We start from the raw sequence: 15,100 nt of genomic DNA, 5'->3' as shown, positions 1-15,100 counted from the left end.
GCAAGCGGAGTGTATACACGTTTAACCGAAAGGTGTGAAAGGTTTTGTTTTCAACTACTGTCAAAGACACCTGGGCGGAATTGAAAAGGTTAAAAAATGATCCTGTATTAGCGGCAGCTATTATTGTGATCATGCTTATTACAAGTTATTTTGTTGTGTGGCCAATTCTTAAAGTGATCAGCTTCTCTCAATTAGGGGATTATCTGAAGCTATTTACATATCCCAGATGGTATCATGCGGCATTGAACAGCTTGTTCATGATGGTGATTTCCAGCATCTCGTGTATGGTCGTCGCATTCATATTTGCCTATACGATGACAAGATTGAACGTTCCATTTAAGGGACTGTTCCGATTTATAACGATCCTGCCTATCGTTTCACCGCCGTTTATTGTGGCGTTATCGTATATCCTCCTCTTTGGCAGACAAGGGATGATTACGAAATATGTGCTGCATGTAAATTTTGATATCTATGGCTGGCACGGCTTATGGCTGGTTCAGACCATAACTTTTTTTCCATACGCTTATGCCGTCATATATGGCGTTATGAAGTCAACCTCAACGAACTTGGAGTATGCGGCTTACAATCTTGGAGCAACGCATTGGCAAGTATTTAAGAACGTACTGCTGCCTCTTTGCAGACCGGGTATTGCGGGCGGGGTGCTAATTGCAGCGATGAGTGTTTTAGCGGATTTTGGAAATCCCATCGTTATAGGCGGAAACTTTAATGTACTGCCGACAGAGGCTTATATGCAGATGTCAGGTATGTTTGATTTGAAATCGGCTTCTGTGCTGTCAACAGCTATTCTGCTTCCTGCACTTGGTTTATTTGTATGGAATAGAGTCTGGGTTGGCAAAAAATCGTATGTTACTGTCACAGGCAAAGAAACATCGCTTGAATATTTCCCTCTGCCTCCTGCTGTGAAATGGACCTTGTTTGGCTTCTGCATGTTCGTTACAGTCTTTATCCTTGCGGTATATGGCGTTTTGGTTTATGGCGCTTTTACTAAAACTTGGGGGTACGATTGGTCGTTCACTCTCGAAAATTTGACGTATGTTGCCGCAAAGGGCCGTGAGATGGTTAACAGTATCAAGTTTGCGGCGATTGCTTCGCTGGCTTCAGGCATTCTGGCTTTGCCGCTCGCTTTTATCGTGCAAAGAAAACGAGTAGGCATTAATCGGCTGCTTGATTTCTTGGCCATATTGCCAGGGGCTGTTCCGGGCGTGTTCCTAGGGCTGGGCTTTGCAATGGCTTTTAATGGTCAGCCGCTTCATCTTGCAGGGACTTCTCTTATCATGGTTCTAGCGCTCATGGTTTGGAATTTGCCAACCTGCTATAGTGCGTGCCTTGCTGGACTGCAGCAGATCAGCGGAGCGCTTGAGGAGGCATCGCTTAATCTGGGGGCAAGTAACATAACGACCTTCAGGAAGGTGCTTCTGCCGTTATTGAGAGGAGCGTTTATCTCAGGCATTGTCGTATCTTTCCTGCGGTCCGTCACTTGCCTCAGCGTCATCATTTTTATTTACTCAGCGAAAACTTCCGTAGGTACAGTGTCGATTCTCGGGCTTGTACAAAATGGGGAATGGGGAAGTGCATCAGCCTTTACGATCGTACTCATCTCTATTGCTTTCATTGTACTGGCAGCCGCTCAGCTGTTTCTAAAGAAACAAGGCAGATCGATAGAACTTTAAGTGGAGGATAACATGAAGACAGAGGAACAGATGATTCAAATTACGAATATGTCGAAAAGATTTGGAGATTTCGAGGCGATCAGTCACGTTTCCCTCGATATTCCGGCGGGCAGCTTTACGACGCTGCTCGGGCCAAGCGGCTGCGGCAAAACGACGCTGATGCGGCTGATTGCAGGATTTTATGAACCGGATGCCGGTGAAATATATATTCAAGGCAAAAAAGCGAACGGGCTTCCGGCATTCAAGCGCAATACGCCGCTAGTCTTTCAGGAATATGCGCTTTTCCCGCATATGACCGTGTATGAAAATATTGCATACGGCTTAAAGCTTATGAAGCTTCCTCGGCAAGAAGCGAGGGAGAAAGTAGATGCGATGCTGAATATGTTTGGACTTCAAGGGATGCAGGATCGTCTTCCTAGAGCGCTTAGCGGCGGACAGCAGCAGCGAGTTGCCTTTGCAAGAGCACTTATTATGGGACAGAAGATATTATTGATGGATGAACCGCTAAGCAACCTGGATGCCAAAATGAGAGTTGAAGTACGAAATGAGCTTAGAGAGCTGCAGCAGCGCCTCGGAATTACAGCCATCTTCGTGACACATGATCAGGATGAGGCTTTGGCAATCTCTGATCGGATTGCTGTGTTCAACAAAGGGCGTATCGAGCAAGTCGGGACGCCTTGGGACATTTATTTTAAACCAAATAATAAGTTTGTAGCTGATTTTGTAGGGACAGCTAATTTCATAGAGGGTGAAGTTGCAGCGATAGAAGAAGACGATTTGATCATAAAATGCGGTGTCTCTGTGCTGAAGGTGCATCGTGGCGAATATCCGTTTCGGTCCGGCGACAGAGTAACCTTGGTCATTCGGCCGGAATGCATCTCAATAGGCGAAGCGACAAATGGAGAGGAGAATGTTTGGAGCGGGATCATTCAAAGAAGCAGCTTTCAAGGACGGATGATTCGTTATTGGATTGATGGCTCGCCGCTGCAGTGGATTGTGGATGATTCGAGCCCAAGTGTGCGCGGGTATCTGCAGGGCACCGTGCATTTGTCTGTAGATAAGCAAAAAATTCATCTGCTGCCTATGGAAAGGTGAAACAGCGAAACTAACCATAAAGGTGTTGAGATACGATGCGCGCTAAAGTTCAGTTTCTAAATGTAGGCTGGGGAGATGCTCACCTCATTGTGCTCCCTTCAGGAAAAGTTTGTTTAATCGATGGGGGAGACGGTGAATCCTCGCCTGTTCAAGACCATCCCTTATCTTGGATGAACCGTAACAGCGTTGAACAATTGGACTGGATGATTCTAACGCATATCCACGAGGATCATGTTAATGGGCTATTGGACATCGCCCGAGTGAAATCAGTAACCAAAGCTATTCTCCCCTATGAACCGTTCATCCTTCCGCCAGAGCAGCTGGTTCAAGAACGAGGGGATGATTTTACAAAAAGAGTATTCGCTATGCTGGCCTCTTATTTGGAACTGGTTCACGTCTTAAGCGAGCAAGGGACTGAAATTTTATGGCGGAGCGCCTATGGATCTAGCGAGGACAGTATCGTTTGGTCAGAGGAAGGTGTTGTCTTCACTCATTTGTACCCATGGCATGGCGATCCTCTGCCGGCTTTTGATGTTTTATTTGAAGCAGGCACGAACTCAGCATGCTACGAGGATGATTATATTCTTGAGAATACCGCCAAATTTTTTGAGCTATCCAATCATGATAGTTCTGTTTATCGGCTTAGCTGCATGGAGGAGCCGGATTCGAATGTTCTTTTTGGCGGTGATTTATTGGAGCCGGGATGGGAACGTTTAGCACAGCGAATAGACATTAGAACCTCAATCTTAAAGGTCTCTCATCATGGGCTGCAGGATGGTTTTAATGCTCGCATATTATCTTGGATACAACCGAAGCATTGCATTATACCCATTAGCATCATACGATCTTCGGCTTTTCTGAATGAATGGGAGGAGCTTCGTTCCAATACAGACGCAACTTTCTATTTGACGGGCAGCCTAGCCCCTGGTGAGAAGCTCGAAATCGAAAATGGGAGTTTAAAGGTTCAAATCGGATTTTAACTATGGATTCATAAACTTATTATTAATCTAGTTGTGATAGGAGTAGTGCAGTAATGAACGAACAGCTAGAAATGGAAGATACGATGATGCAGGATGCGGTCCGATATGTGAAAGAAGCAGGTGCATTGATTTTGGAGCTCATGAAGCAGCCTCTTCAAATTCATGAAAAGAAAAATCAATCCGACCTTGTAACAATAGTAGATGTGCAAAGCGAAGAGCTGCTTCGCAATCGAATCATGAATGATTATCCGAGCCACTGGATTTTGTCGGAAGAAACAGATGGCTGCAGGGAAGATTCTCATCATTTAATGCTGCAGCCGCCTTCAGGATACGGGTGGATTATTGATCCCGTCGACGGGACAACAAACTTTATTCATAAAATGGCCCATTTTGCGATATCAGTTGGCATCATAAAGGATGGAGTTCCGATATGCGGAGTTGTATATAATCCGGTAACGGATGAGCTTTATTTCGGCCGGAAACATGGCGGTGCGTTTCTGAACGGCATTTCGATTCAAGTCGGCCAAGAGCAAGAGTTAGATCAGGCTCTGCTCGGCACGGGATTCCCGGCCAAGGAATGGAAAACCAATTCAATTGTAGTGGAACAGATAGCAAAAATAACGGGTGCAGCTAGAGATGTGCGCATCATAGGCTCTGCTAGCCTTGATTTATGTTTAGTGGCATCAGGAAGATTGACTGGATTTTGGCATGATGGGCTTTATCCTTGGGACGTCGCCGCTGGCTTGATTATTATTCAAGAAGCGGGCGGGAAGATATCAAACCGTGCCGGAAATGAATTTAAACTGAGCGATGATACGCTAGTTGCCTCCAATTCGTATATTCACCAGTCTTTGTTAGCTGTTTTGAAGTGAGAGCCTTGAAGGAAGCAGGAATATCAGTAAGAAAAACAAGAGATCACCTTAAAAGAACATAAAGATGACGCCAAGAGATATTTCTTGAGCGTCATTTTTGTTTTTGTTATCGAAACAAAAATAGATTCGTTGAGCTGTGCCGCGTTTTTAGCTTTTAAAAGGTGGTCCGCTGTATGATAACAGAGGGTAGACATTGCAATTAGAGTTTGCTATTATTTACCCAACAATATTTTAGAACACGGTTTTATAATATAAAACCACTTCTAGGAGGGGAGCGAGCGAAGGAATATGCCCATCATTCAAGCATTGGATAGAGCACTGAAAATTATCGACTTATTCGATGAGCATCATATGGAGTACAAACTGTCTGAAATAAGCTCAGAAATGGATTTGCACAAAAGTACAGTTCATTCATTGTTGAAAACGCTTCAAATTCATGATTACATTACACAGGATGAGCAGACTGGGAAATACCGCCTCGGGATGAGGTTTGTAGAGAAGGGGCAATTGCTTCTCAATCATTTTGATATTCGGGAAATCGCTAGACCGCATCTTAGGGCTTTGTCTGCCGCCACTGGCCAAACGACACATTTGGTCATTATGGATGATGGAAAAGAAGGGATATACATTGATAAAGTAGAGGGGCATAAGGCTGCAATTCGTTATTCACGTATCGGTCGCAGAATACCTTTGCATAGCAGCGCCGTGGGTAAGGTATTGGCGGCTTTCCGGTCTATCAAAGAACAGGTGCAGATTGCGGAAGGACATACGTTTGTTAAGCTTACGGATAAGACGATCGACAACCCCGAAGCTTTTTTGAAAGAGTTGGAGCAAGTCAGGAAGCAAGGTTATGCTATTGATAATGAGGAGAATGAGCCGGGGGTCCGGTGTGCCGCTGCTCCGATATACAATCATAACGGACAAGTGATAGCGGCGATGAGCATATCCACCATGGTAGCACACGTTGATGATCAAGAACTGGCACAATTAATTGGCCTGATTCGGCAGGAAACGAGTGAAATTTCTCGCCAGCTAGGTTATCAGTTCTAAGATGAGCTTCCTGAGCAATAACTATTGAGTTAATGCTAGATCGACATGCGGTGAAAGCAAGTCGATCTATATTATAATTTGAGAACGTCGTTTTATATTATAAAACAAGGAGAGGTTAACATGAGAATTATTCGATATCGTGATGGCGTAGAGCAATGTTTGGCGGCAGTAACTGACGAGGATAAGGTATTCAAATTGGCGGATTCGGACTTTATATCATTCCTTGAACGAATCGAGAAGGCAGGAAAAACACCACTTGAAGACGTGAATGATCTGATCCGTTCAAATCAGCCGCTGGACAGGGAGTTTGCTAGTCTTGAATTGCTTATGCCAGTAGCTGCCCCTGAAGTATGGGCTGCCGGTGTAACCTATGCGCGCAGCAAGGAAGCTAGAAATTATGAGGCGACTGGCGGCAAGCTGAATGCATCCACCTACTATGACAAGGTGTATGATGCAGAAAGGCCAGAATTGTTCATGAAATCCACAGCAGCTCGGACGGTTGGCCATTTTGATAATGTTTGCTTGAGAAGCGACTCGAATTGGCAGGTTCCGGAACCGGAGCTTGGTTTGGTTTTAAATAAGCGAGGCCATATTGTAGGATACATTATTGGCAACGATATGAGCTGCCGCGATATTGAAGGAGAGAATCCGTTATATCTTCCGCAAGCCAAGGTTTGGAAACAATCATGCTCAATTGGACCGGTCATAAGATTAGCCGAAACGATTCAAGATCCCTACCAGCTGCAGATCACTTTGCGGATATATAGAGATGGAAAAAAAGTAGTCGATGAATCAGCAAGCACGGGACAGCTTAAACGCAAGCTGGAGGAACTCGTTTCCTTTCTGCACAGGGATAATATTGTGTACGATGGTACGATCCTCCTCACGGGTACATGTATCGTTCCTCCGAATCAGTTCACACTTGCACCTGAAGATGTCATTGAAATTGAAATCACCAGCCTTGGAACACTAGTAAATACTGCTGTTTTGGCCTAAAAAGCAATTTAAAAAAGAGAGGAAGATTAAAATGATAAATATAAATTACGCAATATATAACAACTACATTAATGGCGAGTGGAGAAGCTCCGAGAGCGGCAGAACGCAGAAAAGTATAAGTCCAGCAAATAAAAACGAAGTCGTAGGTATGATCCCGGATTCAACTAAACGGGATCTAGAGGATGCTGTTTCAGCTGCAAAGGCGGCCAAGCTTGCATGGCGTAAGCTAACGGGATCGCAGCGGGGGAATTTGCTGTTCAAAGCAGCTGATATCATGGAAAGTAGAATGAATGAAATCGGTGAAGCGATGACGAAGGAAATGGGGAAGACATTACCCGAGGCGAAGGGCGAGACGGCACGTGGAGTGGCCATTCTGCGTTATTATGCAGGAGAAGGCATGCGAAAAATAGGTGATGTTATACCGTCTTCCGATCCAGATGCATTCTTGTATACTACAAGGTCACCGCTCGGAACGGTAGGGGTGATCTCCCCTTGGAATTTCCCAGTTGCTATTCCTATTTGGAAAATCGCACCTGCATTAATATATGGAAACTCGGTCGTATGGAAGCCGGCAACGGAAACAGCGGTTACAGCAGCGAAAGTTATGCAATGCTTCCATGATGCAGGCTTACCAGCCGGTGTTCTGAATATGATCGTAGGCAGTGGCAGCGTCATAGGTCAAGGAATTGCAGAACATGCTGATATTAACGGAATCACCTTCACGGGCTCCAATGCGGTAGGGCAAGCAGTAGGGCAGGCAGCGTTGGCACGCGGGGCTAAGTATCAGCTGGAGATGGGCGGAAAAAATCCGATCCTAATTGCGGCAGATGCAGACATTGATTTTGCGGTTGAAGCGACAATTAGCGGGGGACTTCGTTCTACTGGCCAGAAGTGCACTGCGACAAGCCGAGTTATCGTAGTGAAGGATGTTTATGAGGAGTTCAAGTCGAAGCTGCTCCAGAAGGTGACTGAATTGAAGGTTGGAGATGGAATGGATGGACAGACATGGTTAGGCCCATGTGCGAATGAAAAACAAATGGAAACCGTTCTATCTTACGTTAGCAAGGGTGTAGAAGAAGGGGCAGTATTGCTGTATGGCGGCACAAGACTAACTGAGGGCGCATTATCAGATGGCTTCTATGTCACGCCAGCTATTTTTGATAAAGTGACTTCAAAAATGTCGATTGCTCAAGAAGAAATATTCGGGCCTGTGCTTGCACTAATCGAAGTGAATGATATTCAAGAAGCGATAGAGATTGCGAACGATACGGATTATGGTCTTAGCGCATCCATTTATACCCGTAATATCGGAAACGCTTTGCAGTTCGTTCAAGATATGGAAGCGGGTCTCATCCGTATTAATGCAGAGACAGCCGGTGTTGAGCTTCAAGCACCGTTCGGTGGTATGAAACAGTCCAGTTCGCATTCAAGGGAGCAAGGCCAAGCCGCTATTGAATTCTATACTTCAATCAAAACCGTGTTCATTAAGCCATAACGACAACACAAGGGATGGATGGTGTGAAATGAATGAAGGCTTCGAAACGATAATGGGCAAGGATATCGATTCTTATTTTGACATCTATACGCATGCTCCAGGCCCAAGCGGCTCATTGCCGCTTACCCCGGATATGCTTCGTCATTCACCAAGCGGTGATTTATTCGGATTAACACAGAACGTTGGCATGGGATGGGATCCGAAGAAGCTTTTGGGAAAGCAAATACTCATTCTTGGAACCCAAGGCGGCATTCGAGATGAGGACGGCCGCCCGATCGCTCTTGGCTATCATACGGGGCATTGGGAAGTTGGAATCATGATGAAAGCCGCTGCGGAGGAAATCGCAGGTCTTGGCGGCGTGCCCTTCGCGGGTTTCGTGAGCGATCCTTGCGATGGCCGTTCACAAGGGACGACGGGGATGTTCGATTCACTGCCGTTTCGCAATGATGCGGCTATGGTATTAAGACGTCTTATTCGTTCCTTGCCGCAACGCTCGGCCGTATTGGGGGTGGGTACTTGTGACAAAGGATTGCCATCCATGATGTTGGCACTGGCAGGGATGGGTAAACTTCCTGGCGTAATTGTTCCAGGCGGCGTTACGCTTCCACCGACCCAAGGCGAGGATGCAGGCAAGATCCAAACGATTGGCGCGAGATATACAAATGGTGAACTCTCGCTTGAGGAAGCGGCTGATCTTGGTTGCCGCGCGTGCGCGACACCTGGTGGAGGCTGTCAGTTCTTAGGAACAGCGGGAACGGCACAGGTGATAGCGGAGGCTCTTGGTATGACCGTTCCTCATGCTGCACTGGCACCGTCAGGACAGCCGGTGTGGGAGGAAATGGCACGGCAATCTGCCAGAGCTGCTCTCAAAATGGCGGAGAGCGGACTGACGACAGGCCAGATTATAACGGATCATGCCATTCGAAATGCGATGGCCGTTCATGCAGCCTTCGGCGGATCTACAAATTTGCTGCTCCATATTCCTGCAATCGCACATGCGGCGGGGCTCAACCTGCCAACTGTCGCTGATTGGGCAGAAGTCAACCGCAGCGTCCCGCGATTAGTCAGCGTTCTTCCTAATGGACCAGAACATCACCCGACAGTGAGAGCTTTCCTTGCTGGCGGTGTACCTGAGGTTATGCTGCATATGCGCAAACTTGGCGTTTTGGATGAGAAATCGCTTACGGTAACAGGCAATACGATTGGGGAGACGCTGGATTGGTGGGAATCGTCAGAACGCCGCCACCGCATGCGCCGGCATTTGCTGGAGAACGAGGGAATTGATCCAAACCGCGTCATCTTCAGCCCGGAACGCGCCAAACAAGCGGGGCTGACCTCGACTGTGACTTTCCCGACAGGAAATATTTGTCCCGAGGGCTCTGTTATTAAATCGACTGCAATTGATCCTTCGATGGTTGACAGTGATGGGGTCTATCGCCACGTCGGCAGGGCGAAAGTGTTCACGACGGAACGTGCGGCAATCCATGCGATAAAAAACAAAGGCATCGTTGCCGGGGATATTATGGTACTCATTGGGCGCGGCCCATCGGGTACGGGGATGGAAGAGACTTATCAGCTGACTTCAGCGCTTAAGCATCTGCCCTTCGGCAAAGAAGTATCACTGCTTACAGACGCACGCTTCTCGGGCGTCTCAACTGGTGCTTGTATAGGTCATATTGGACCCGAGGCCCTTGCTGGCGGACCCGTTGGCCAGCTTCGCAATGGCGATTGGATTGACATCCGTATCGACCTCCGTCAATTAGAGGGACATGTCGAAATGGTAGGCAGCGGTGAGGTGCCGGAGGATTCTGAAGTGGGAACGAATGTATTGGCTTCTAGAAAACCTCATCCCGATCTCGCGAAAGACCCTGATCTTCCTGACGACACTCGGCTATGGGCTGCACTGCAAGCAGCGAGCGGCGGCACATGGCGGGGATGCGTCTATGACGTAGACAGAATCGTCAAACTGCTGGAAGCGGGTATGAACACGGCAGAAGGCCAGGAAATAATGAACAGTTAAACAAGATTTAAAGGAGAGTTGGGGAACATGATTAACAATCCCATACTGCGAGGATTTCATCCTGATCCATCTATCTTGCGTGTAGGAGAAGACTATTATATTGCAACTTCGACATTTGAATGGTTCCCGGGAGTACGTGTTCACCATTCCAAGGATTTGGTGAATTGGCGTCCGCTCACTTCGATATTGACACGTTCTTCACAATTGAATATGGAAGGCAACATCAATTCCGGTGGCGCGTGGGCACCATGCTTAAGCTATCATGAAGGCGTTTTCTATCTTATTTATACAGATGTAAAAAGTCGCACGGGAGCCTTCAAGGATACTCATAATTATATGGTGACGGCGGACGATATAATGGGGCCTTGGTCTGAGCCCATTTATTTGAACAGCAGCGGTTTCGATCCTTCCTTATTTCATGATGAGGATGGTCGCCAATGGCTAGTGAATATGATTTGGGATCATAGGAGAGGGACAAACTCTTTCGCTGGCACTATTCTTCAGGAATACTCGAAGGAAAAGAAGAAACTTATTGGTCCTAAGAAAAATATTTTTCTAGGCACACAGCTGAGATTAACCGAAGGGCCTCATTTATATAAACGAAATGGATACTATTACTTGCTGACAGCTGAAGGTGGAACGCAATATGAACACGCTGTCACGATGGCGCGTTCTCGGCATATCGATGGTCCTTATGAAGTTGATCCTGCGAATCCAATCTTGACATCTGCTGGCAAGCCGGAATTGAAATTACAGAAGGCGGGACATGCTTCACTAGTGGAAACGCAGAACGGTGAGTGGTATATGGTTCACCTCGTCGGTCGTCCTGTCATTGATAAGCGATGTATGCTCGGCAGAGAAACGGCCATTAAGCGCTGTCATTGGACAGATGATGATTGGATAGCTGTTGACGGAGGATCCAATTCGCCGCAATCTGTGGTGCAAGCACCTCAATTGCCAACACATCCATTCCCTGCTGAACCGAGCCTTGACCACTTTGATAGAGCACAGCTTGGGCTGCAATGGAACACCCTTCGCATCCCTGCAAGTCCCGATTGGCTATCCTTAACGGAAAGGCAAGGATTTTTACGGCTCCGCGGCCAGGAGTCCATGAGTTCAACGCATCGCCAAAGTCTTGTCGCGCGTAGACAGCAATCGATGTATTGTGAAGCGGAAACATCGATTGAATACCGTCCAGAGCATTATCAGCAAATGGCGGGATTGATTCTGTTCTACGATACCCGTGATTATGTCTATTTGCGCCTGACGCATCACGAGGAATTAGGTACATGTATTGGGATTGTACAATCACAAAATGGAATTTATAACGAAATACTGGATCAGGATATTCCAATTGCGGATGGAACATACCGATTGAAGGTCAGTATTCAGCGTGAAATGGCGAGGTTCATGTATGCGGGCGAGACAGGGGAATGGAATGTGATCGGCCCACAGCTTGATGTTAGCCATTTATCTGATGAATATGCTGATTATATTCGTTTTACAGGCAATTTTATTGGTGTTTGCGTCCAAGACTTAAGCGGGGAACGCAAGCATGCTGATTTCGATTATTTTCGATATGATGAGTATGATGTTGTGCAGACGGATCATTAAATAAAGATTACAGCAGTCATTGCGTCTTAAACGACCCATAAATTTGTTGTGGATTTAGTGTAAATAGAGCTGCAGGTGGACACGGGTGGTATTACCAACAAATCCAGCTGGGAAAAACAGATTTTTTAGTTGAATACTATTTATCTGAAGGCCTTCCCATTTCTTTCGGTGTTAGTGGATTACTTAACACTTGAAGATTTGGGGAGGTACTCCTTTTTATGGGCTCAGAAAATATGAAAGAGGGACAGAATGATGAACAATGCTGTCAGATTCTTGATTAGTTCCTTAACTGGAAAAACCATCATTCGAACGATCATGTTCTCCTATCTGATTGTAAACATTCTACTTTTATTGTTGCTTGGACTATTATCCGTTCAGGATTCAACTAAAAGCCTTACCAAGGAAGTCACACAATCCAGCTACAAAATAATGGAGCAGGCAGCACGCGGGCTCAGCTTCAATCTTGAAGAAGCGACTCGCCCGCTCGTTCTTCTAACAGGCCATTATTCGGTTGGAAGCTTGATGAACCCAGGCAGGGAAATGGATATCGCAGGACGCATCCAGCATGAGAGGAACATCGCAGACCTAGCATTTGGCGTATCTTCCTTGCAATCAATGGTAAGTGATGTTTTGATCTTGGGCAAAAATGGCTATGTAAACAACCTGGATGGCAGAAAATCACTTCGTTGGGATTATCCTTTCACCGAACAAACTTGGTTTAGGCAGGCGATCTCGGATACTCCAAACAAAGGATTCATTACGCTTGGACTCCATACGCAGGACTATTACTTAGAAAATAATATTTCAAAATATAACATGCCGACGTTATCGATCGCTCTTCCAGTTAAAGATTATACCCTTAGAACGATTGGGGCTGTCATTGCTAATCTGGATTTAGCCAAAATCAACGGGATGTTTGAATTTAGCTCCTATCAGAACAATGAAAGCATCTTTATGATCGATAATCAGCAGACTATCATCGCCCATAAGGATAGTACGGCAATTGGGACAAAACTTGACTTCTCAGGTATCGAGCTTATTTATGCCAGCGACTCAGGAAGTTTCGTTACCGAGCTTGGCGGAAATGAGACACTTGTTATCTTCCACCCTACTGCCGTTCAGGGTTGGAGAATGATCTCTACGATTCCGATGTCTGTCATTAGAGGACAATCAGACTCACTGAAGTCAAACTTGATCGGTTTTATTTATCTTTGTTTGCTGCTCAACCTCCTCATATCCATCTTGAACACCGCTCGGATATCCCGCCCATTTGGGCAACTGCTCTCAACATTGGACAAGATTGGCGAAGACAGTATTTATATCATTAACAATAAATACAGGTATCGCGAACTGGATTTGATAGGCGACAAATTTAGGGAACTGGTCATCCGGATCGAAACGTTGGTCAAACAAAATTATCAATCAGATATTGCACTAAAAGAGGTAGAGCTCAAAACGCTGCAGTCCCAGATCAATCCGCACTTTCTATTCAATACGCTGCAATTGCTGCAAACCGAAATTGTATGTGGTAGCACGGAGGATTCCAACCATTTGGTGTTGTCATTGAGCAGTTTGCTAAGGTATTCCATGAAGCAATCGGAAGAGATGGTGGAGCTGGAGCAAGAAATTCAGAACGTCAGGGATTATCTCTATATTGTGAACAAAAAATATGACGATCGAATTGACATCGAGTTTCTTATTCCGGACGAGTCGATTCTAAAAAACAGAACGATCAAGTTGATCCTGCAGCCTCTTGTAGAAAACGTAGTTTTTCATGGATTTGGCGAAAATCCACAGTCAGCAAAAATGACGATTAGGGTTATGACAGTCAAAAAAGGAATTATGATCGTTATCCAAGACAATGGAAAAGGGATATCAAGGAGCAGAAGCCGTCAATTGGCAAGGCAATTGAAGCAACAAGACTTTAAGCCCGATGGGATAGGCCTGTTCAACGTCAATCAGCGTATCCGCTTGAAATTCGGACCTGATTACGGACTGAAGATTAGAAGCAGGCAAGGGAAATTTACAACGGTTTATATCGTGTTGCCCAGAACGTGATATCTTCGGGGAGGTAGCGAACGTGAAGCTGCTTATTGTGGACGATCAATTATCTTTGCATAGATATTTAGATAAAGTGATGAATTGGAAGGAGCTAGGGATTACGGAGGTGCAGCATGCATATGACGGAGAAGAAGCGGCCAACATGGTAGAAACCTTTCGTCCGGATCTGATGATCATGGATATTCATATGCCGTTGCTCGACGGGATCGAGTCGCTGAAGCGGATTCAACATTTGGAAAAAATACCTCGTACCATTATTTTAAGTGCGTATGATCAATTCGAATATGCAAGGGATGCGCTTCGACTTCATGTTTCCCAGTACCTGTTAAAGCCGGTCGATGCCGAATTGCTTCGGGATGCTTTGCGTGAGCTGATTCAACAGTCCGTATTGGATGCTCAGAAATCGATTCGCAGTGAACTCGATCGGACGATATACGCTGGACAGATTGAAGCAAATTCGTTGATAAACTTCCGAGACTGCCTGGAATTTCTCGCCATCGAACGTTTTGCTATTTTGACATTCGAGAACAGTCTGCCATCGGACCAAGATTATTCCTGCTTGCTGCAAGAACAAGCGGTCATCCAAATCCACTGTGTTATGTGTTGTAAAAACCGCAAGGAGCAAGTAGTGCTAGTCGGCGGGGGAGACGATCTGTCTAGCGGTCTATTGAGGGAATTAAGTGAATCTGTGATGGAAAAAGTAGCGGAGTCATCACCGTCTCACACATTGTCTGTCGGAATCAGCTCAATTTCCCAAGATGCGGCATTTCTGCCACAGCTAATTTCCGAGAGCATGCTAGCGGTAAGAACACCTGCTTCGGAAAGCGGATCCAAGCTTCAGGAGGCAGTGCGGCGGATTAAACCGTATGTAGAAACCCGGTATCAAGAGGATTTATCTTTGCAATCAGTGGCAGATCGCTTCGATATAGACAAGTATCAATTAAGTCGTGCGTTTAAACAGGAATTCGGTGTGAATTATTGGGCTTATGTGATCCAGGTGCGTATGATTAAAGCCGCAGAACTGCTCGTTGGAACGAATTGGAGGAACAATCACATCGCGGAGCATATTGGTTTTTTAGACGAGAGTCACTTTAGCCGCGCTTTCAAAAAGTATTTCGGCGTTACGCCTAAAGAGTACCGTGCATCGTCTATTCGACCCCATTAATCGGATTTGCTGCTAGTGCAACATTTGACAACAAATGATGCAACAATATGAATTCAGATTC

General features: G+C 45.9%; 11 protein-coding genes. All 11 read left to right on the top strand.

The features are described from left to right. The first annotated feature begins 44 nt into the window (after positions 1 to 44). The 11 genes from AB4Z45_RS28600 to AB4Z45_RS28550 all read left to right on the top strand — a co-directional run bounded on the left by AB4Z45_RS28600 (position 45) and on the right by AB4Z45_RS28550 (position 15,039). Positions 45 to 1,691 (top strand): ABC transporter permease, encoded by a 1,647-nt coding sequence (locus tag AB4Z45_RS28600; protein ID WP_441912774.1) that lies wholly within the window; start codon positions 45 to 47, stop codon positions 1,689 to 1,691. 12 nt (positions 1,692 to 1,703) lie between these two features. Next, entirely contained in the window at positions 1,704 to 2,786 is a 1,083-nt protein-coding gene (locus AB4Z45_RS28595; RefSeq protein WP_441912773.1) for an ABC transporter ATP-binding protein, read from the top strand. A gap of 35 nt (positions 2,787 to 2,821) precedes the next feature. Beyond that, complete coding sequence (locus AB4Z45_RS28590; RefSeq protein ID WP_441912772.1) at positions 2,822 to 3,766, top strand: ComEC/Rec2 family competence protein; 945 nt, start codon at positions 2,822 to 2,824, stop codon at positions 3,764 to 3,766. Positions 3,767 to 3,819: 53 nt separating this feature from the next. Beyond that, positions 3,820 to 4,638: an inositol monophosphatase family protein gene (locus AB4Z45_RS28585; protein ID WP_441912771.1), complete on the top strand. Its 819-nt coding sequence runs from the start codon at positions 3,820 to 3,822 to the stop codon at positions 4,636 to 4,638. A 288-nt stretch (positions 4,639 to 4,926) separates the two neighbouring features. Next, positions 4,927 to 5,688 (top strand): IclR family transcriptional regulator, encoded by a 762-nt coding sequence (locus AB4Z45_RS28580; RefSeq protein ID WP_441912770.1) that lies wholly within the window; start codon positions 4,927 to 4,929, stop codon positions 5,686 to 5,688. 120 nt (positions 5,689 to 5,808) lie between these two features. Further along, complete coding sequence (locus tag AB4Z45_RS28575) at positions 5,809 to 6,684, top strand: fumarylacetoacetate hydrolase family protein (protein ID WP_441912769.1); 876 nt, start codon at positions 5,809 to 5,811, stop codon at positions 6,682 to 6,684. Positions 6,685 to 6,715: 31 nt separating this feature from the next. Continuing rightward, positions 6,716 to 8,179, top strand: a complete 1,464-nt coding sequence (gene gucD, locus AB4Z45_RS28570) for an alpha-ketoglutaric semialdehyde dehydrogenase GucD (protein WP_441912768.1) — start codon at positions 6,716 to 6,718, stop codon at positions 8,177 to 8,179. A 28-nt stretch (positions 8,180 to 8,207) separates the two neighbouring features. After that, on the top strand, positions 8,208 to 10,199 hold the full coding sequence (locus tag AB4Z45_RS28565; protein ID WP_441912767.1) for a YjhG/YagF family D-xylonate dehydratase: 1,992 nt from the start codon (positions 8,208 to 8,210) through the stop codon (positions 10,197 to 10,199). A 27-nt stretch (positions 10,200 to 10,226) separates the two neighbouring features. Further along, entirely contained in the window at positions 10,227 to 11,813 is a 1,587-nt protein-coding gene (locus AB4Z45_RS28560) for a glycoside hydrolase family 43 protein (RefSeq protein WP_441912766.1), read from the top strand. A 249-nt stretch (positions 11,814 to 12,062) separates the two neighbouring features. Then, a complete protein-coding gene (locus AB4Z45_RS28555) occupies positions 12,063 to 13,871 on the top strand; it encodes a sensor histidine kinase (protein ID WP_441912765.1) in 1,809 nt (602 codons plus the stop codon). A 22-nt stretch (positions 13,872 to 13,893) separates the two neighbouring features. Continuing rightward, positions 13,894 to 15,039, top strand: a complete 1,146-nt coding sequence (locus AB4Z45_RS28550; RefSeq protein WP_441912764.1) for a response regulator transcription factor — start codon at positions 13,894 to 13,896, stop codon at positions 15,037 to 15,039. Positions 15,040 to 15,100: the final 61 nt, after the last annotated feature.

It is taken from the genome of Paenibacillus sp. MCAF9 (genome assembly GCF_052114265.1).
Lineage (GTDB): Bacteria > Bacillota > Bacilli > Paenibacillales > Paenibacillaceae > Pristimantibacillus.
The sequence above is the reverse complement of the archived record's forward strand: the minus strand, read 5'-3'. Positions and strand labels throughout refer to the sequence as shown.

Coding starts and splice junctions, on each gene's coding strand:
- AB4Z45_RS28595 (WP_441912773.1), top strand. CDS start 1,704: ATGAAGACAGAGGAACAGATGATTCAAATTACGAATATGTCGAAAAGA.
- AB4Z45_RS28590 (WP_441912772.1), top strand. CDS start 2,822: ATGCGCGCTAAAGTTCAGTTTCTAAATGTAGGCTGGGGAGATGCTCAC.
- AB4Z45_RS28585 (WP_441912771.1), top strand. CDS start 3,820: ATGAACGAACAGCTAGAAATGGAAGATACGATGATGCAGGATGCGGTC.
- AB4Z45_RS28580 (WP_441912770.1), top strand. CDS start 4,927: ATGCCCATCATTCAAGCATTGGATAGAGCACTGAAAATTATCGACTTA.
- AB4Z45_RS28575 (WP_441912769.1), top strand. CDS start 5,809: ATGAGAATTATTCGATATCGTGATGGCGTAGAGCAATGTTTGGCGGCA.
- gucD (WP_441912768.1), top strand. CDS start 6,716: ATGATAAATATAAATTACGCAATATATAACAACTACATTAATGGCGAG.
- AB4Z45_RS28565 (WP_441912767.1), top strand. CDS start 8,208: ATGAATGAAGGCTTCGAAACGATAATGGGCAAGGATATCGATTCTTAT.
- AB4Z45_RS28560 (WP_441912766.1), top strand. CDS start 10,227: ATGATTAACAATCCCATACTGCGAGGATTTCATCCTGATCCATCTATC.
- AB4Z45_RS28555 (WP_441912765.1), top strand. CDS start 12,063: ATGATGAACAATGCTGTCAGATTCTTGATTAGTTCCTTAACTGGAAAA.